The 18,339-nt window shown below is 62.9% G+C and carries 16 protein-coding genes and 1 pseudogene; all 17 read left to right on the forward strand.

Features of this window, described 5'->3' with window-relative positions:
• The first annotated feature begins 87 nt into the window (after positions 1–87).
• Positions 88–1,701 carry an AMP-binding protein gene (locus ORI27_RS11200; protein ID WP_265996897.1) on the forward strand — a complete coding sequence of 538 codons (1,614 nt, stop codon included), beginning with the start codon at positions 88–90 and terminating at the stop codon, positions 1,699–1,701.
• The gene (locus ORI27_RS11205) at positions 1,698–2,879 is read left to right on the forward strand and encodes a thiolase C-terminal domain-containing protein (protein WP_265996898.1); all 1,182 of its coding nucleotides are present in this window, start codon (positions 1,698–1,700) and stop codon (positions 2,877–2,879) included. The genes ORI27_RS11200 and ORI27_RS11205 overlap by 4 nt, the downstream gene beginning before the upstream one ends.
• Positions 2,880–2,902: 23 nt before the next feature.
• The gene (locus ORI27_RS11210; protein WP_407666281.1) at positions 2,903–4,129 is read left to right on the forward strand and encodes an acetyl-CoA acetyltransferase; all 1,227 of its coding nucleotides are present in this window, start codon (positions 2,903–2,905) and stop codon (positions 4,127–4,129) included.
• 115 nt (positions 4,130–4,244) lie between these two features.
• Positions 4,245–5,453: an amidohydrolase family protein gene (locus ORI27_RS11215; protein WP_265996900.1), complete on the forward strand. Its 1,209-nt coding sequence runs from the start codon at positions 4,245–4,247 to the stop codon at positions 5,451–5,453.
• A 182-nt stretch (positions 5,454–5,635) separates the two neighbouring features.
• Positions 5,636–5,938, forward strand: a complete 303-nt coding sequence (locus tag ORI27_RS11225; RefSeq protein ID WP_265996924.1) for an OB-fold domain-containing protein — start codon at positions 5,636–5,638, stop codon at positions 5,936–5,938.
• Between the two features lie 125 nt (positions 5,939–6,063).
• Entirely contained in the window at positions 6,064–6,492 is a 429-nt protein-coding gene (locus ORI27_RS11230) for a limonene-1,2-epoxide hydrolase family protein (RefSeq protein WP_265996901.1), read from the forward strand.
• Between the two features lie 173 nt (positions 6,493–6,665).
• Positions 6,666–8,108 (forward strand): aldehyde dehydrogenase family protein, encoded by a 1,443-nt coding sequence (locus tag ORI27_RS11235; RefSeq protein WP_265996925.1) that lies wholly within the window; start codon positions 6,666–6,668, stop codon positions 8,106–8,108.
• 34 nt (positions 8,109–8,142) lie between these two features.
• Positions 8,143–9,792: a long-chain fatty acid--CoA ligase gene (locus ORI27_RS11240; protein WP_265996902.1), complete on the forward strand. Its 1,650-nt coding sequence runs from the start codon at positions 8,143–8,145 to the stop codon at positions 9,790–9,792.
• Between the two features lie 112 nt (positions 9,793–9,904).
• Positions 9,905–11,047 carry an acyl-CoA dehydrogenase family protein gene (locus ORI27_RS11245; protein ID WP_265996903.1) on the forward strand — a complete coding sequence of 381 codons (1,143 nt, stop codon included), beginning with the start codon at positions 9,905–9,907 and terminating at the stop codon, positions 11,045–11,047.
• A 489-nt stretch (positions 11,048–11,536) separates the two neighbouring features.
• Positions 11,537–12,748 carry an amidohydrolase family protein gene (locus ORI27_RS11250; protein WP_265996904.1) on the forward strand — a complete coding sequence of 404 codons (1,212 nt, stop codon included), beginning with the start codon at positions 11,537–11,539 and terminating at the stop codon, positions 12,746–12,748.
• Between the two features lie 325 nt (positions 12,749–13,073).
• Positions 13,074–14,399 carry an aromatic ring-hydroxylating oxygenase subunit alpha gene (locus ORI27_RS11255; RefSeq protein ID WP_265996905.1) on the forward strand — a complete coding sequence of 442 codons (1,326 nt, stop codon included), beginning with the start codon at positions 13,074–13,076 and terminating at the stop codon, positions 14,397–14,399.
• A 41-nt stretch (positions 14,400–14,440) separates the two neighbouring features.
• Positions 14,441–14,764 (forward strand): 2Fe-2S iron-sulfur cluster-binding protein, encoded by a 324-nt coding sequence (locus tag ORI27_RS11260; protein ID WP_265996906.1) that lies wholly within the window; start codon positions 14,441–14,443, stop codon positions 14,762–14,764.
• A gap of 91 nt (positions 14,765–14,855) precedes the next feature.
• Positions 14,856–15,794, forward strand: coding sequence for an SAM-dependent methyltransferase (locus tag ORI27_RS11265; RefSeq protein ID WP_265996907.1), 939 nt, complete (start codon positions 14,856–14,858; stop codon positions 15,792–15,794).
• A 123-nt stretch (positions 15,795–15,917) separates the two neighbouring features.
• Positions 15,918–16,892 carry a thiamine pyrophosphate-dependent dehydrogenase E1 component subunit alpha gene (locus ORI27_RS11270; protein ID WP_265996908.1) on the forward strand — a complete coding sequence of 325 codons (975 nt, stop codon included), beginning with the start codon at positions 15,918–15,920 and terminating at the stop codon, positions 16,890–16,892.
• A gap of 32 nt (positions 16,893–16,924) precedes the next feature.
• A complete protein-coding gene (locus ORI27_RS11275; RefSeq protein WP_265996909.1) occupies positions 16,925–17,956 on the forward strand; it encodes an alpha-ketoacid dehydrogenase subunit beta in 1,032 nt (343 codons plus the stop codon).
• A 32-nt stretch (positions 17,957–17,988) separates the two neighbouring features.
• Complete coding sequence (locus tag ORI27_RS11280; protein WP_265996910.1) at positions 17,989–18,198, forward strand: lipoyl domain-containing protein; 210 nt, start codon at positions 17,989–17,991, stop codon at positions 18,196–18,198.
• Positions 18,199–18,339, forward strand: a pseudogene (locus ORI27_RS11285) (lipoyl synthase); the annotation flags it as partial.

Below are 18,339 nucleotides of genomic sequence, written 5' to 3' on the forward strand. Positions count from 1 at the left end.
CGTTGACTTCGACAGCCCGCAACCGACTTACGCCACGGCATCGCCATCGCGGTTACCAGACGGGAGATCTTGAGAGGTATGTCGTTGGTGAGTGACAGCACGGTCAAGAGCGAATCAACGGTCGTCGGGCTGCTGGCCACCTGTGTCGAGGAGCACCCCGACACGATGTTTCTGGATCTGGCCGGCATCGAGTACCGCTATGCCGACGTATGGCAGAGGTCGCTGGATCTGGCCGGCGCACTGCGGGCCTGCGGTGTGCGGTCCGGCCAGACTGTGGTGAGCCTGCAGGACACCCACATCGATGCGGTTGCGTCCTGGATCGGCACCAACATGCTCGGCGCCGTCTGGGTGGGAGCCAACACCGCGTTGCGGGGAGAGTTTCTCCGGCACGTCGTCACCGATGCCGGCGCCGCTGTGTTGGTTGCCGAGCCTGACCTCGTCGACCGGCTCAACGCGATCGGCGCGCACCTGCCACACGTCGACCTTGTCCTCCAACGAGGTTCGGAGCCGCCACGGGCTGGTCGGCAGCTTCGTGTCGAGGCGCTCGACGATTACCGGTGCCGCCCGGTGCCCGATCCGCAGATCGGCACACCGAACGATCTGACGTGCCTGACCTACACCGGTGGCACCACGGGTCCGTCCAAGGGCTGCATGATCAGCAATGCCTACGCTGTCAACATCGGCCGTCGTGGTCTGCTGCAGACCCAGCGCCAGTGCGGCGAACTCAACTGGAACCCATTGCCGATGTTTCACCTCAACGTGCTGTCGATGACGCTGATCGGGAGCATGCTTATCGGAGGTAGCGCTGCACTTGCACAACGCTTTTCGGCATCACGCTTCTGGCCCGAGATCGAGCGCACCGGTGCGAGGGTGGTCAATCTGATCGGCGGTCTGCCGGCGATCATCGCCCAGCTGCCGGACACCCCCGAATCGACGCGGTGCTTCGGACAGATCCGGATGGTGCACGCCGTCCCTTTCCCTGCGGGGTTACAAGATGTGTGGCGCAAACGATTTGGCGTGAAGATTCCCGGAGCGCTCGGCTACGGGATGACTGAAGTCTTTCCCATCACGTTTTCTGAACCGGACGACCAGGCACCACCCGAGTCGGCCGGACGTGTTAACGGTGAGGATCTGGAAGTACGTATCGTCGATGACGAGGACAATGAGGTCACGGTCGGTGAGGTCGGCGAGATCGTCTGTCGGCCAAAGCGGTCCAACGTGATGTTCGGCGGCTATTGGCGTCGACCCGAGGCGACCGTCGCGGCGACCCGTAATCTGTGGTTCCACACCGGTGACCTCGGGCGCTTCGACGAGGCGGGGTTCTTCTATTTCGTCGACCGTAAGAACGACTACATGCGACGCCGTGGCGAGAACATCTCCAGCCAGGAGCTGGAGGCCACCTACCTCACCCATCCGGACATTCTTCAGGTCGCGGTGCACGCGGTGCCGTCGGAGCTCACCGAAGACGACGTCAAGGTCACCGCGGTGCTGCGGGTGGAATCGGCCCTGACGCCGACCGAGCTGTTCGAGTGGTCCAAGGAGTGGGTGCCCTACTTCGCCCTGCCGCGCTACATCGAATTCAGATCGGAGCTGCCCGTGAGTCCGCTCGGTAGGGTGCACAAGTACCAGTTGCGCGACGAGGGATGCACCGCCACCACGTGGGATCGGGAAACGGCCGGTGTGTCGTGGGAACGCCGATGAGCGCCGAGACCGTGCGGGACCGGTGCGCGATCATCGGTGTCGGCAATACCGATTACACCTTCAACTCGGGGCGCTCCACGCTGACGCTGGCGGCCCAGGCGGGCAGTGCCGCGATCAGTGACGCGGGACTGGAGCCGTTCGATATCGACGGCATAGTGCGATGCGAGATGGACGAGGTTCTGCATGCCGACCTCGCCGCAACGCTTGGTTTGGAGAACGTGGCCTTCTGGGCTGCGGGTAGTTGGGCGGGAGCCGCGCCGTGCGGCATGGTCGGCCTGGCGGTCAATGCGATTCTCGCCGGTCAGGCGACAAACGTGTTGGTGTTCCGTTCGCTCAACGGGCGATCGGGCCGGCGGTTCGGCCGGGAATGGTCGAGTGGCCAAGCGGTCGGCGGCGGCGGAAGCTACCTTGAGTTCCTAGCGCCCTACGGAGTGCAGTCTCCCGGCATGGCCTATGCGTTGTTCGCGCGCAAACACATGATCGACTACGGAACCACCAGTGAGCAACTCGGCCATATCGCGGTGGCCTGTCACGCCCGCGCGAATGAGAACCCAGGCGCTCAGCGACATGGGCACCCCCTGTCGATGGCCGACTACCTCGCATCGCGGATGATCGCCGATCCACTCCGCCGCTACGACTTCTGCCTGGAGACCGACGGGGCTGCCGCGGTGATCGTCTCGGCCGCCGAACGTGCACGGGACGGGTCCAAGCCAACGGTATTGATCCGGGCAGTGACCCAGGGAGACGAACCGGTGGCCCGCCAGGGCGGGCTGTGGGGAAACCTTCTCACCGGGCCGCTGACGAATGCCAGTGCCGCCCTGGCCGACCGGCTCTACCGTTTGGCGGGGATGGGGCCGGACGATATCGATGTCGCGCAGTTCTACGACTGTTTCACGATCACTGTTCTGATGCAGATCGAAGACTACGGATTCTGCAAGCGAGGGGAAGGCGGTCCGTTCGCTGCCAGCGGCGCACTGGAATTGGACGGTGCGCTACCGATCAACACCTCCGGCGGCAACCTGGCCGACGGCTACATCCACGGGCTCAGCCACATCGTCGAGGGCGTCCGCCAGCTGCGCGGCGAGTCCACGTCGACGGTGCCCGGCGCCGAAACATGTCTTGTCACCTCCGGGATGCCCGGCCCGGGTTCCAGTGCCCTGATTCTGCGCACCGGCTAATGCGCGCCGAGAGGAGAATAGTTGTGAGCGAACCGATCTACATCCTGGGTGGTTGGCAGTCCGACTTCGCCGAAAAAGCGCCAGAGGGCCAGATCTATCCACTGCTGGAAGCCGCCACAGTGGGTGCCCTGACGGATGCCCATGTCGGGCCCGGCGATGTGGATGTCATCCACGTCGGCAACTTCGCCGGGGAGATCTTCAACGGGCAGGGACAATTGGGCGGCATGGTGGCCGCGATCCATCCCGACCTCGCCGGTAAGCCGGCATCTCGGCACGAGGCTGCCTGCGCGTCGGGCAGCATGGCAGCGTTGGCGGCAATGGCCGACCTCGAAAGCGGCCGCTATGAGTGTGCCCTCGTCGTTGGTGCTGAGGTCCTTCGCAATATCGGCGGCCAAGAAGCCGGTCTGCGGCTCGGATGCGCAGCGTGGGCCGGCCGGGAGGTGGTCGACGAACCGTTCCCATGGCCGGCGATGTTCGGCCGCATCGGCGAGGAGTACGACCGCCGCTACGGCCTGGACCATCGTCATCTCGGACGCATCGCCGAAATCAACATCTCCAATGCACGGCGAAATCCCAGGGCGCAGACCAGAAGCTGGGAGCTGACCAAGGAGTCCTTCTACGAGGACGACATTCAGAATCCGGTGGTGCGCGGTCCGCTTCGGCGCCAGGACTGCAGCCGGATCACCGACGGATCGGCCGCCGTCGTGCTAGCCTCTCGCAGCTTCGCCGCGAGCTGGGCGCGATATCGTAACGTCACCCTTGACGGCATACCCCGAATCCTGGGGTGGGGACATCGCACCGGAACGATGCTGTTGGAGGACAAGTTCGCGGCCAGCGCCGACAGCGAGTACGTCTTCCCGCACTTGCGCCAAGCCATCCTCGACGCGTATCGGCGCGCTGGCTGCAATGGCCCACACGATCTGGACGTGATCGAAACCCATGACTGCTTTTCGGTTTCGGAGTACGCCGCAATCGATCACTTCGGCATCACCTCGCCGGGCAAATCCTGGCAAGCGGTCGAAGACGGTGTCATCGAGTTCGATGGCGAACTGCCGGTGAACCCCAGCGGCGGCCTTCTCGGCTTGGGGCATCCGGTCGGGGCGACCGGTGTGCGGATGCTCCTGGATGGCGCCAGACAAGCATCCGGACGGGCTGGCGAGTATCAGGTGCCACGAGCAAAGAAGGTGGGTCTGTTGAATATTGGCGGGTCCGCGACGACGGTGGCGAGCTTCGTCGTCGGCCTCGACTGAGGACCCACATCTCATCATCTGAATACGTGGCCGTTGCCTGGGCCCGGTGGTGTCGGAGAGTCTTGCCAGTAACGAACTCCTTCTGCCGATTCCACGACCGAAACTTGGAGGGGCCATGGGCTCAAATCTGATCATCGACACCGACACCCACATCACCGAACCGCCGGATTTATGGACCTCGCGGATGTCTCGCGATCGCTGGGGCAGCATGATCCCGGAAGTGAAGTGGGTCGAGGAGAAGCAGGGCGAGTACTGGTGCATGGACGGACAGCCGGTGTTCACGGTCGGCACCTGCATCATGGTTCCCGACGATGACGGTAAGCCGATGCGGTCGCCGAGATTCCCCGACTATGCCGACCGCTTCGCCTCGATGCATCCCTCGGCCTACGACGCCAAGGCGCGGCTGGAAGTGATGGACGCATACGGGATCCAGGCTGCAGCTCTGTTCCCGAACCTCGGTTTCGTCGGTCCCAACATCTTTGCGGTGGCCGGACCCGATGCACTGGAATTCCAGACTGCTGCGTTGCAGGCGTACAACGACTTCCTCCTCGACTGGAGCTCGGTGGCTCCCGACCGGCTGCTCTCGCTGGCGTTGATCCCCTACTGGGACGTCAACGCGGCCGTGGCCGAGATCGAGCGGTGCGCCGCAGCGGGCCACAAGGGATTGGTGTCCACCGGCAAGCCCCACGAGCACGGCTACCCGCTGCTGGCCGACCGCTACTGGGATCCGATGTGGGCCGCAGCCGAGGACGCGGGACTGTCTATCAGTTTCCACGTCGGGGGCGGTAACCTGAGCCGGCATCTCAACGACGAGCGCACCCGGGTCGAGGGCTGGCGTTCCACGTTGACCCGGTTGACGACCTCGTTCTTCCTTGAGAGCGGCATTACGTTGGCCGACCTGTTGATGTCGGGGGTGCTGGCGCGTTACCCGAAGTTGCGGTTCGTCTCGGTGGAGAGCGCGGTCGGCTGGATCCCGTTCCTTTTGGAAGCCTTGGACTTCCACTTTGACAAGTACGAGCCCTGGCGTGAGCGCCCAGAGTTCTCCGCCGACGGTATGAAGCCCAGTGATTACTTCCACCGACAGGTCTTCGCCAACTACTGGTACGAGGATCTGAAACCGTGGCACATCGAGGCCATTGGTGCGGACAACCTGCTTTTCGAGACGGACTATCCGCATCAGACGTGCCTGGACCGGCAGGAGATCGAGACCTCGATCAACGAGGGACTGGCCGGCGTCAGCGAGACAGTCAAGGAAAAGATCCTGTGGCGCAATGCCGCGTCGTTGTTCAACATGGATATCGTCAAGCTCGAGAGCCTGACCTGACGGTGGGCGCCACCCCAACGGTGCCACTTCCGGTCCTCAGCGATCCCGATACGGCCGGATTCTGGTTGTCGGCACAACGAGGAGAAGTGGCGATCTGTGCCTGTGCGAACTGCGGTCAGGTATTGCATCTGCCGCGTTCGTATTGTCACGCTTGCCGGTCATGGATCGTCGAGTGGAAGACAGTGACCCCGACGGCCAGCCTGGTGTCATGGACGGTCGCCGAGCATCAGGTGCACCCAGCCTTCCCGGTGCCATACACGCTGGTGCTGGTCGAGTTGGATGACGCTCCGCAGGTGCGATGGGCGGGCTACCTCCAAGGTAGGCCAGACCTTCGCGCCGGGATGCGGATGAGAGCGGCCTTTGTGAGCCCGGCAGACGGAGTCACTCTGGTGAACTGGGTGCCCGATCCGGACGAAGGGGAGAGCGACGAGAGGAACGCGGATCATGGTGCACCATTTGAAGTTTCGGATAATGCATTGAGTTGACGCGAATCCTTACGGTGGTTCTGTCAGTGCGGCGCAGCGAATTGCGCCGATTCTGACAAGTCGTGGCCAGGGCGGCCCCGGCTTGCTGCGGATTTCAACCGACCACAACCCTAGGAGTACACGACATGAGCAACGAGGCCGTCGTCCAAGCCTTTCTCAAAGGCATGGAGAAGCCCATCTCCCAGATTCCGGAACACCTCCGGAGCTCCATGACCGAAGACTGTGTCTGGGGCAACTCGGGATTCCCGCCCGCCGTGGGGCTGGAGGACATCGCGGCCAAGCACGAGATGAGCAGTGTGGTCTTCGGTGAGTATGTCCTTCACGCGGAGATCCTGCACATCGCCGAAGGTGCCGACGGTGTCGTCTTCACCGAGCGGATGGACTACGGCCGGACTTTGGCGGGGGAGGAGATCTTGACGGTCCCCGTGGTCGGTGTGTTCGAAGTCCGGGACGGCAAGATAGCCCGCTGGACCGACTACTTCGATCCTCGCGGCCTGCTCGACGCGCTGTCTGTGTTGCCCGACGTCGAAGCATTCTTCACCGGAAAGAAGTAGAAGGCGGTACGACCCCCGAGCGGTATGGCGAGGCTGTCGTTGTCCAGCAGTCTCGCCATACCGCACACCTATGCGGACGGCCATCGGCCACTCAAGATCCTGGAGAATGACATGTGGCAGAGAATCTTTCCACCTCCCGGGGCCTCGACGGTCACCACGACGGCTGGCCGGCCATGATGGGACTGCTCATCGATGGCGAGCTGAGAGAGGCCGCTGACGGGAAGACGTACGACAACATCAACCCGGCTACCGAGCAGACGATCGGACAAGCTCCGGATGCCAGTCGCAGCGATGTCGAGGCCGCCGTCGGGGCGGCGCGGCGGGCCTTTGAGGATCTCGAGTGGTCGCGGGACCCTACCTTCCGCGCGCACTGCCTGCGCCAGTTGCTGGAAGGACTGCGTGCCGAACAGGAACACCTGCGCCGGATCCTGATCGACGAAGCTGGCGTGCCTGTGGCCCTGACGCATTCGATCTGGCTGGACACGATCATCGATTCCGTTTCCTACTGGGCGGATCTCTCCGAGTCTTACCCGTACGAGACGCAGCTCACCGCCCACGCAACGCTGGCCGGCGTGTCCTCGCGCCGGATGATCCTGCGGGAGCCGATCGGAGTCGTCGCAGCCATCACGCCGTGGAACTACCCCCTGCCACTGAACATCTTCAAGGTCGCCGCCGCCTTGGCCGCTGGATGCTCGGTGGTGTTGAAGCCGGCTCCGGACACGCCGTGGAGCGGCACTGCACTCGGTCGAATCATCGCTGAGCGCACAGATGTTCCCGACGGCATCGTCAACGTGGTGACTTCCGCCGACCCCTTGATAGGTGAGGCACTTGTCCGGGATCGCCGCGTCGACATGATCACCTTCACCGGTTCGACAGAGGTGGGTAGGCGCATCATGGCGTCGGCCGCCGACAACGTCACCCGGGTCTGCCTCGAACTCGGCGGAAAGTCCGCGAACATCGTCTTGGACGACGCCGACCTGCCGGCTCTGGCGGCCGGCATCGCGGGAGTTTGCGCTCACGCGGGTCAAGGGTGCGCACTACCGACGCGCTTGCTGTTGCCCCGCAGCCGATACGACGAGGGCTTGGCTGTCGCCCAGGCCGCGTTCGAGTCGGTCAGTTGTGGGGATCCGAACGATCCTGATGTCATCGTCGGGCCGGTCATCAATACGAGGCAACGCGATCGAATCCTCACCATGATCGAGCGGGGAAAGCAGGAAGCTCGAATCCTGGTCGGTGGCGCGCCCGCCTCGATGCCGTTCGGTTATTACGTCGAACCCACATTGTTCTGTGACGTCGAACCCGACGCGGTGATCGCCCAGGAAGAAATCTTCGGTCCTGTCCTGGCCGTTATTCCATACGACGACGACGACCACGCCGTGGAAATCGCCAACAACAGCATCTATGGGTTGTCCGGGGCGGTGCACAGTGCAGATATCGACCGAGCCATGGCGGTTGCACGCAGACTGCGCACCGGAACGGTGGGCATCAACGGTGGAGTGTGGTTGGCGGCCGACACACCGTTCGGGGGCTACAAGCAGAGCGGTTTGGGTCGCGAACTCGGTACCGACGGGTTCGCGGAGTTCCTCGAGACCAAGTCGATCGCCCTGCCCGCCTGATCATCGACCCATTATCCCGCCGGAAGGAATCGCCGTGCATGGCTTGATGCAGCAGCGATCGCTGTCACTACCGCACGTGTTTCATCGCGCGGAACGCTACTTCGGTCACAAGAAAGTCGTGACCGCCACCGGAACCGGCGCTGTTGTGGTCTCGACGCTGGCGAGCGTCTGCGACCAGGTACGCCGGCTGGCCACCGCGTTCGACGAGCTTGGTATCGGTGCCGAAGCGCGGGTGGGCACTTTCTGCTGGAACACCGAATCGCACCTGGCGCTCTATCTGGCCGCACCATGTACCGGACGGGTACTCCATACCGTCAACATACGGCTGTTCCCCGAACAGATCGTGTACATCGTCAACCATGCGCAAGACGAAATCCTGTTCGTTGACCGGTCTCTAGTGTCGGCACTCTGGCCACTGGCCGAAGAGATGCCGACCGTGAAGTACTTCGTAGTGATCGATGACGGATCTGACGGCGAGATCCCAGAAGATCCCCGTGTGCTCGGATACGCTCGGTTGCTCGCCGACAATGCCCCCCGCCGGGGTGACTTCGTCATCGAGGATGAGAACACTGCGTCAGCGATGTGCTACACCTCGGGTACGACCGGCAATCCCAAAGGAGTGATGTATTCCCATCGCTCAACCGTCCTGCACTCGCTGACGGTGCTGGCGGCGGATGTGCTGGGACTCGGCGAGCGAGACGTCGTGATGCCCATCGTCCCGATGTTCCATGCCAATTCGTGGGGTCTGCCGTACGCAGCTCTGCTGGCGGGTGCCGACCTCGTGCTTCCCGGCCCCAACATGAGCCCGCAAGTGCTGCTTGGACTTCTCTCCGATCATCGAGTCACCGTCACCGGTGCCGTACCGACGATCTGGATGGGCGCCGCACCTCTGCTGGCCGGCTACGACCTCACCGAACTGCGATTCATCCTCAGCGGCGGGTCCGCCGTGCCCAAGGCGCTCTCGCAGCTGTATCAGCGCGAAATCGGAGTGCCGATAACCCAGGTGTGGGGGATGACCGAAACCAGCCCGGTGGCCGCCGTCTGCAGGCCCCGTACTCATCACGCCGGTCTGAGCGAAGAGCAACTGGCCGAAGCGATGTCGCGGCAGGGTTTTCCAGCACCGTTGGTGGAGCTGCGGGTGGTCGACTCGCAAACCGGGATGGAGGTGCCGCGCGATGACAGAAGCACCGGAGAAGTCCAGGCGGCCGGCCCTTGGATTGCGAGTTCCTACTATCACAGCGAGGATCACCACGCGTCCTTCACCGATGATGGCTGGCTGCGTACCGGAGATGTCGCGGTCTGCGACCCCTACGGCTCGCTGCTGCTCGTGGACCGCACCAAAGACTTGGTGAAATCGGGTGGGGAGTGGATCAGCTCGGTGCAATTGGAGAACGAGATCATGTCCCATCCCAAGGTCGCCGAGGCCGCCGTCATAGCCATTCCGCACGAGCGTTGGGTCGAACGTCCGCTGGCATGCGTGGTGGTCAAGTCCGGGGAATCTCTGACCGCCGAGGAAGTGATCGACCATCTCGTCCCGCGAGTGGCGAAGTGGTGGCTGCCCGATGCGGTCGAGTTCATCGATGCGGTGCCGAAAACCAGCGTTGGCAAGTTCAGCAAGAAGACCTTGCGTGCCCAGTTCGAGGACTACCGGTTCAACACTGCTGATACCGCCGAACAGGTATGAGCGTGTACATGTCGTGAGGACGGCGTCGGCGGTCCTCGCCCACTCTGACCGACACCACCAGAATTCGGGTGCCGATGTCCGCCTTGGCGCACCCTCGAGAAATGGGGATCTCTTGAAACGCCTGGTTTTCGAGCCCGAGCATGAACAGCTGAGGGATACCGCCAAGCGGTACATCGACCGGGAAGTCGCACCGAATGCGGCCAGATGGGAGGAGAACGGGATCGTCGATCGCGCCGCCTATGCCGCGGCGGGGCGTTACGGGCTGATCGGATTCAACATGCCCGAGGAGTATGGCGGTGGTGGTTCTGACGATTTTCGCTTCAATGCCGTCGTCGTTGAAGAGATCGCGAAGTTCGGATTCCTCACGCCGGCGTTGAGCGTGCACAACGATATCGTGGGCCCCTACCTCAAGACATTGGCCACGCCCGAACAAAAGGAGCGCTGGCTTCCGGGTTATTCGGCCGGTGCGCTGATCGGCGCGATCGCGATGAGTGAACCAGGGGCGGGCAGCGATCTCGCCGGAATTCGCGCTACCGCCATCCGTGCCGGCGATGACTGGATTCTCAACGGGTCGAAGACATTCATCTCCGCGGGTATCAACGCCGATCTGGTCATCGTGGTGGCCCGCACCGACCCCGACGCGGGACACAAGGGATTCTCGCTACTGGTGGTCGAACGGGGGATGGCAGGGTTCGAGCGGGGGCGAAAACTGGACAAGATGGGCCAGCCTGCGCAGGACACCGCCGAGCTGCACTTCACCGATGTGCGGGTACCAGCAGCCAATCTCCTTGGTGACGAGGGTCGCGGCTTCTACCATCTGATGGCCAACCTGCCCGCCGAGCGCCTGTCGATAGCGATCTCGGCAGTGGCCGGAGCGCGTGAAACCTACCGCCAGACATTGCAGTACGCGAAAGACCGGACCGCTTTCGGTCAAAGCATCGGCAGTTTTCAGCACAACCGGTTCGTCTTGGCCGAACTCGATACCGAGCTCGACATCGCCGAACAGTACGTAGACCGTTGCTTGCGGGCGGTAGTGGACGGTGAGCTGACCGCTGTCGATGCGGCGAAAGCCAAATGGTGGTGCACGGAGCTGGCGAAACGCGTTGTCGATGCCTGCCTTCAGCTTCATGGCGGCTATGGCTACATGAACGAGTACAAGGTCGCCAAGGACTTCGTCGACACTCGGATCCAAACGATCTACGGTGGTACGACCGAGATCATGAAGGACCTGATCGGCCGCAGCCTGGGGCTATGACAGCCAACGGCAGCGGTGTCGAGGCGAAGTCGGGCGGAAGCATCCTCCGTCGTGTTGGCGGCTTTGTGGGAGCAATCGTGCTCTCCCGGCGCCGGTCGTCGGCGTCCGAGGCGGCTTCGGATATGCCCGTTGTCCGCGAGATCCACATCTACGGTCCTGGACGGTGCTGTTGGCTCATCACGGTGACACGTCGTCCATCCGATTTCGACGGTTGTCTCGGCGCGGATGTGTCGATGGCCCCCGGCGCGGAGAGTCCGCCGGTGCCGGGCCTCCGTCACCAACGGGTGTGTCGGGCTCTCCCCGACGGCGGACGCCCGCGCCGGGTGCGCTGAAAGCCCGGGGGCCGGTGCCCGTTGACGCGGAAAGCCGGGTGGCTCGCGCCATCTGAACTATGGACTCTTCCGGGGGTGTTCGGCGCAAAGTTACGTTGGCCAGGACAACCACGTTGCGCGCCGGACAGCAAGCGCCGCTGGACAGATGGAGGCCATCATGATCTTCGACTTCGATCAGCACCTTTTCGAGTATCCCGACATGTGGCGGGACCACGTCGATCCCGACAAGAAAGACCTGGCTCTCGAGATGACGCGCGACGAGCTCGGCTATCCGTGGCTGTGGTCGCGGGTGGCGAACCAGCTGATGTGGATCTACGCCAAGACGGTTCCCGAGGACGGCTTTGTCTCGTTCTTCGGTCCCTGGCAGAACTGGAAGGACAGGAAGCCGGCCGAGGTCGACTACGTGGCCGACATGCCGGCGTCATGCACCGACCCCAAGGCGCGCGTCGCCCAGCTCGACGAATTGGGCGTGGACAAGAGCATCCTGTTTCCGCATTTCGGGGCGGTCTGGGGCCGATACGTCCATGACCGTCTCGACATCATCCGTGCCAACCTGACAGCCTGGAACCGGTGGGCGGTCACCGTCCGCCAGGAGGGCGCGGGGCGTCTGGAGCCCACCGGACACGTCACGCTGCGTGGTGGCGACCTCGGTTGGCTCGAGAACGAGCTGTCCTACCTGAGCAAGAACGGGATCAAGGCGGCGTTCGTTTCGTACGGTTTGGTCGATGGCCGGCGGATGTCCCACCCAGACCACGACAGAGCCTGGAAAGCGTTCGTGGACAACGGGATTGTACCGGTCTTTCACATTCAGGATGCTGACGTCCGAGCCAGCTGCCTGGAGGAGGGCTGGTTCTCCGGTGCCATCGATCCGCTGTTCGCAGCCCTCGACATGGCCTTCTCGCATCTCGGTGTCCAGATCGCCGCCGCGGACCTGATACTCAACGGTGTCTTCGACAAGTTCCCGGAGCTCAAGTTCGCGACCGTCGAGCTGACTGCCGGATGGATCAATCCGCTGATCGGTGTCACCGAGGGAATTCCGGGCAGCACCGGGAACGTCGTCAACGGCCCGGGTCTGGATATCTCGTACCGCTACGAGGCGCTGGCGAGACGGAATTCGGTCCAATTGAAGCGGCAGCCGAGCGATTACCTGCGCGACCACTTCCGCAGCACCGTCAATCCGATGGAGCCCGTGAAGGCCTACGTCGACAGCGGCCTGGAAGACGTCGTCATGTTCGGCAGCGACTGGCCCCACAGCGAAGGCTTCCTCAGCCCGCTGACGACCTACAAGCCGATCACGGATGCTCTCACCCCCGACCAGAACGCGAAGCTGCTCGGTGGCACCGCGGTCGAGCTGTTGGGCATTTCCTAGCGGGCCGCCCGTCCGCTCCGGCTGCCATGCCCAGGGGCGTCATGGTGAAAGCCGTCCAGCGCGAGCTGGACGGCTTTCGCTGTTGGCGAGTGGCGTCTCTGAACGCGCTGACGATTCGATCGGCACCACGGTGCCGAAAATAACTGTGGGGCAGCAGTTATGGGTGTCTTCGATTCTCTGACACAAGTCGTCATTTGAAATGGGTCATGTTGTGAGCCGGCGGTACGCCGCGTGTACTGGAGACCGAGATCAAACGCCGAAGTCTGCGCCGATAACCGGATCTCGCCGAGGTCCCGGGCCGCATAGGATGAAGGAGACTGCTTCCATGACATCGACGGCAGAGCCGAAGACCGACCCGCACCGCTTCAGTCGGGGTCCGGAAGCCGGAATTGCGGAGCGATACACCTCGCCTGAGTTTGCTCGACTGGAAAACGAAAGGCTCTGGCCGAAGGTCTGGCAAGTCGCCTGCCGTGTCGAAGAAGTCGTCGAGCCGGGAGACTTCTGTGAGTACACCATCGCCGATCAGTCGATTCTGGTCGTCCGCACTCGCACAGGTGCGCTCAAGGCTCTGTTCAACGCATGCCAGCACCGGGGGATGCGCTTGAAGGAGGGCCGCGGTTCGTGTGCGGAAATCCGCTGTCCGTCCCACGCATGGGCTTGGCACCTTGACGGATCGCTGAAGGAGGTCATCGACCCGCAGGGCTTCGATCAGGCAGCGGTGGCGCCGGATTCGCTGCGTCTGCCGGAGTGCAAGGTCGAGGAGTGGGCGGGCTTCGTATTCATCAACATGGATCCCGAGGCTGTTCCCCTCGCGGAGTATCTCGGCGAGGTCGGGACCCGGGTGGAGAGAAACGGCATCCAGAACATGGCATGCACCCGGGTACGTTCCACGATCATCAAGGCGAACTGGAAACTGTGCCACGAGGCGTTCATCGAGACATACCACGCGATTGGCACACACCCGCAGGCACTGAGATATCTCGATGACACCGGCATGATCTACGAGCAGTACGGTGATCACGGTATGCACCGGATCAAGCCGGGCAACATGGGAACACCGAGCCCTCGACTCGGCATGGACGGAACTGATCGGCGTGACCTGCTGGAAGCGTTGATGGGCGATCTGGCGGAAGCCGACCTCTTCAACGAAGCGGATGTAGCGATGGCGAATACGCTCATCGAAACCGTTCTCGAGCTGCCCGAGGATGTGACGGTCGGGTCCTTCTTCGCCGGTCTTCGTCGTCAGCAGGCGGATGCCGAAGGCATTGACCTCAGCGCTTTTAGTGATGCTGATCTGCTGGCCGGCGAGCTGTGGAACCTCTTCCCCAACTTGACCATTCCCTGCAATGCTGGAAACGCACTGTCGTTCCGATTCAGGCCGAACGGTCTCAACCACGAGGAGTGCATCTTCGATGCCTATTACCTGAAGCTGTTCCCGGCCGGCGCCGACATTCCCGGCATGGAGCAAGAGTTCTACCAGGAATGGCACGAAACCAAGGCGTGGGGGACCATCCTGACTCAGGATTTCACCAACCTTCCCAAGTGGCAGGCGGGCGTGCATTCACGCGGGTATCGCGGGCCGGTCTGGGGATTCCCCGACGGCAACGTCAGCAATTTTCACCGGGCGATCTCGGACTACCTTGCGAAGTGACCAGGCAGCAATGCTCGGCGCCCGCGCGCACACACACGGTTGTGGTCGAGCCTCGTGGAATCACCTTGGCCGTCAGGGAGGGGGAGAGTATCATGGCGGCCGCTCAGCGATGTGGTTACCACTGGCCGACACTGTGTCATGGTGACGGCACGTGTTCGATCTGCTGGGTTGAGGTGAAGTCCGGTGCCGACAACATCTCGGCGATGAAAGACAACGAGCGAGAGACGCTGACACTGCTGTCCGAACGCCTGACGGCCACTCGGACGGTGCGGCTCGCGTGCCAGGCCCGGGTCCTCGAAGGAGAGGTGACCGTGCGGAAGCCGGGAGTACGGCCAGCCGAGGACGTTGGCGCAGAAGGTCGCTAGCGACGAGGAGAGACGGGCACCGGTCCGTTGTCGGCATCGAACCGCGTCATTCGCACGGGCACAACACCTCCCAGGGAGTCTGGAACAGATCATGACAGTCAATGCCGAGGATGGATGGGATCTGGCATCCGGTGTCGGGCTCACTGCTACCGAGACTGCCGCGGCACGGGCAGTGGCAGGGCGGAAGCCGGGGGCGCTCATCGCTGATCCGTTCGCCGAGATCCTGGTCCGTGCAGTCGGCGTCAAGCTCTTCGTCGACCTGGTTGCGGCGGACCTCGAAGAGGCGGAATCCGGGTTCGCGCTTCCACGGTTGGTCGACTTCGTTGCGGTGCGGACGGCGTTCTTCGACGGCTTCCTCGCTGCCGCACAAGAAGTCGGCATCAGGCAGGTGGTCATCTTGGGTGCAGGCCTGGACTCGCGTGCCTACCGGCTGGATTGGTCACCCTCGACGACAGTGTATGAGCTGGACCAACCGGCGGTGATCCAGTTCAAGACTGCAGCGATGGATGGGACGCGGGCCCGTGCGAGGTCAACCCGCATACCGATCGCGGTCGACCTGACCGGGGACTGGGAGCAGCCGTTGCGGGCCGGCGGCTTCGATCCGGAGTTGCCTACCGCCTGGTGCGCTGAGGGTTTGATTCCCTACCTTCCGCCGGGACACGCCGACGCAATGCTCGACACGATCACCACCCTCAGCGCCGCAGGTAGCAGACTGGCCGCTGACATCGTCACCGACATTGAGGGTTTGGCGGGTCAGATGGCAACGTCCCGCAGTTTCAATGAGCGACCAAGCACATTGAAGGTGGATATCAGGGCCGGAGAAACCGTGGCGACGTCGACACGTCCCGATCTGTCCGATTACCTCGAACTACGGGGCTGGCGGACGGAAAGCCGCGCAGCTCCAGACTTGTTCGAACTGCATGGTCTGCCGGCGCTGGCTGACTCGCTGTCGATCTACCAACGGATCCGGCTGGTGACGGCTTCCGACCCTGTCACCGGACAATCATGGCGGCCAACAACGATGCCGTGACCTGGCGATCGACGGTGGGTATCCCGCTGGGCCCATGGGAATCTGAAATTTCGATGGTTGCGACGCCCCTGAGGTGGTCAGAGGGTGGTGTTGGGCAGCCGATAGCGTAAGGAGACGCTTCTGATGGACAGTGCGGTGCAACTCGAGATGTACCGGATGATGCGCTTGATTCGTACTTACGAGGAAGCCATTCTCCGCGAGTATCACGCGGACAAAAAGCCGAGCTTCGACATCGCCGAGGGACAGATTCCAGGCGAGATGCACCTGTCGACGGGGCAGGAGCCCGTTCCCGCCGGGTTCTACCCGCATTTTCGGCGTGACGACGCGGTGACCGGACCGCACCGGCCGCATGGGTGGGCACTGGCCAAGGATGTTGACATCAACAAGATGACCGCCGAGATCTTCGGTCGCATCGACGGACTCAGCAGAGGCCGCGGTGGCCATATGCACCTGTTCGACAAGGAGACCCATTTCTCGTGTTCGGGGATCATCGCCGAAGGATTGCCGACCGCCGTGGGAATCGGCATGGCTTTCAAGCGCGAAGGAACCGGTCGCGTGGCCTTTGCAGTGTGCGGAGAGGGCGCGGCCAACCAGGGAGCCTTCCACGAGTCGCTGAATCTGGCGGCGCTGTGGAAGCTGCCGGTTGTCTTTGTCATCGAGGACAACGGTTGGGGGGTGTCGGTGTCGAAAGCGCAATCGACCTGCGTCGCTTCGAATGCCGATCGTGCGGTCGCCTACGGGATGCCGGGTGTGCTGGTGAAGAACAACGAGGTCGATGCGGTCCATGCTGCGGCGGGCGAGGCGACGGCGCGGGCTCGAGCGGGCGGCGGGCCGACGTTGATCGAAGTCGAGACGCTGCGGCTGTGGGGTCACTTCGAAGGCGACCCCCAGGTCTACCGGCCCGACCTCAGCGACGTCCCGAGCCGGGATCCGATCCCGGCGTACGAACGTCAGCTTCGCGACGCCATGGTGCTCAGCGACGACATCGCAGAAGAGACGTCCAGATGGGCTCAGGAGCGGGTGCAAAGTGCAATCGCGTTCGCGAAGGCATCTCCGGAGCCGGATCCCGCAACCGCACGTGACTACCAATTCGCCTAGACCCATTACTACTTCGCACAGGAAGTGATCGAATGACTTCAACCGCGCCAGCCCGCTCGACGCGAAAGCTGACTGCCGCCAAGGCAATCGTGGAAGCGATCAGCACGGAGATGGCATCCGATGAGTCGGTCTTCGTCATGGGCGAGGACGTCGGCAAGTACGGCGGTGTCTTCGGAGAAACGACCGGCCTGCTGGACCGATTCGGCCCGGAGCGCGTCATCGATACCCCGATATCGGAGACCGCCTTCATCGGCGCCGCCGTGGGCGCCGCCGTCGAGGGTATGCGGCCGATCGTGGAACTGATGTTCGTCGACTTCTTCGGTGTCTGTATGGACCAGATCTACAACCACATGGCCAAGATCCACCTTCTTTCCGGCGGCCACATCAGCGTTCCGCTTGTCCTGATGACAGCGGTGGGTGGCGGCTACTCGGATGCCGCACAGCACTCGCAGTGCCTCTGGGGGACGTTTGCCCATCTGCCGGGCATGAAGGTCGTGGTGCCCAGTTCGCCCGAAGACGCCAAGGGAATGATGACGGCCGCGATACGTGACGACAACCCGGTCGTCTTCATGTATCACAAGGGGATCATGGGGCTGTCGTGGATGTCGAAATCCAGTCGCTCATTGGGGCCCGTTCCTCGAGAGGCCTACGAGGTCGAGTTGGGCAAGGCGAAGGTGGTGCGGGCCGGCAACGACATCTCGATCGTCACGTTGTCGCTATCGGTGCATCATGCCCTTGATATCGCCGACGAACTCGCACACGAGGGAATCGACTGTGAGGTAGTCGATCTGCGCAGTCTCGTACCGCTGGACACCGAGACAGTCCTCGAGTCAGTCGGCAAGACCGGCCGGCTGCTGGTAATCGACGAGGATTACGAATCGTTCGGGCTTTCCGGCGAGATCATTGCCCGGGTGTCCGAGCGTGATCCGGGGCTGTTCAAAACCGCGCCCGCGCGCGTCTGCGTCCCCGACGTGTCACTGCCGTACGCCAGACCGTTGGAAATGGCCGTGCTTCCCACCCCCGAGCGCATTCGCGCTGCGGTTGTCGAGATGATGAGGAAATAGAAAACACTATGGCGGAAGTCCTTTTCCCACCCATGTCCCAGAATGATCCAGAGGCCGAGGGCGTGGTGTCTACCTGGTTCGTCGCCGAGGGTGACCAGGTGCAAGAGGGTGACCTCATTGCCGAGGTGGCGGTCGACAAGGCAGACATGGAAATCGTTGCCCCACAGTCGGGTACGATTTCTCTGCTGGTAGCCGAGGACCAGGCCGTCACGCAGAACAGTCCCATCGCGACCATCTCCTAGATGAGCGTTGTACCGGCCGGCCGCAAGTTACTGCGTCTGGAGGTCCGCAATGCGGAGACGCCGATCGAGCGTAAGCCGCCGTGGATCAAGACTCGGGCGCGGATGGGCCCGGAGTACACCGCACTGAAAAGTCTGGTGCGT

It is taken from the genome of Mycobacterium pinniadriaticum (assembly GCF_026242045.1).
GTDB classification, from domain to species: Bacteria; Actinomycetota; Actinomycetes; order Mycobacteriales; family Mycobacteriaceae; genus Mycobacterium; species Mycobacterium pinniadriaticum.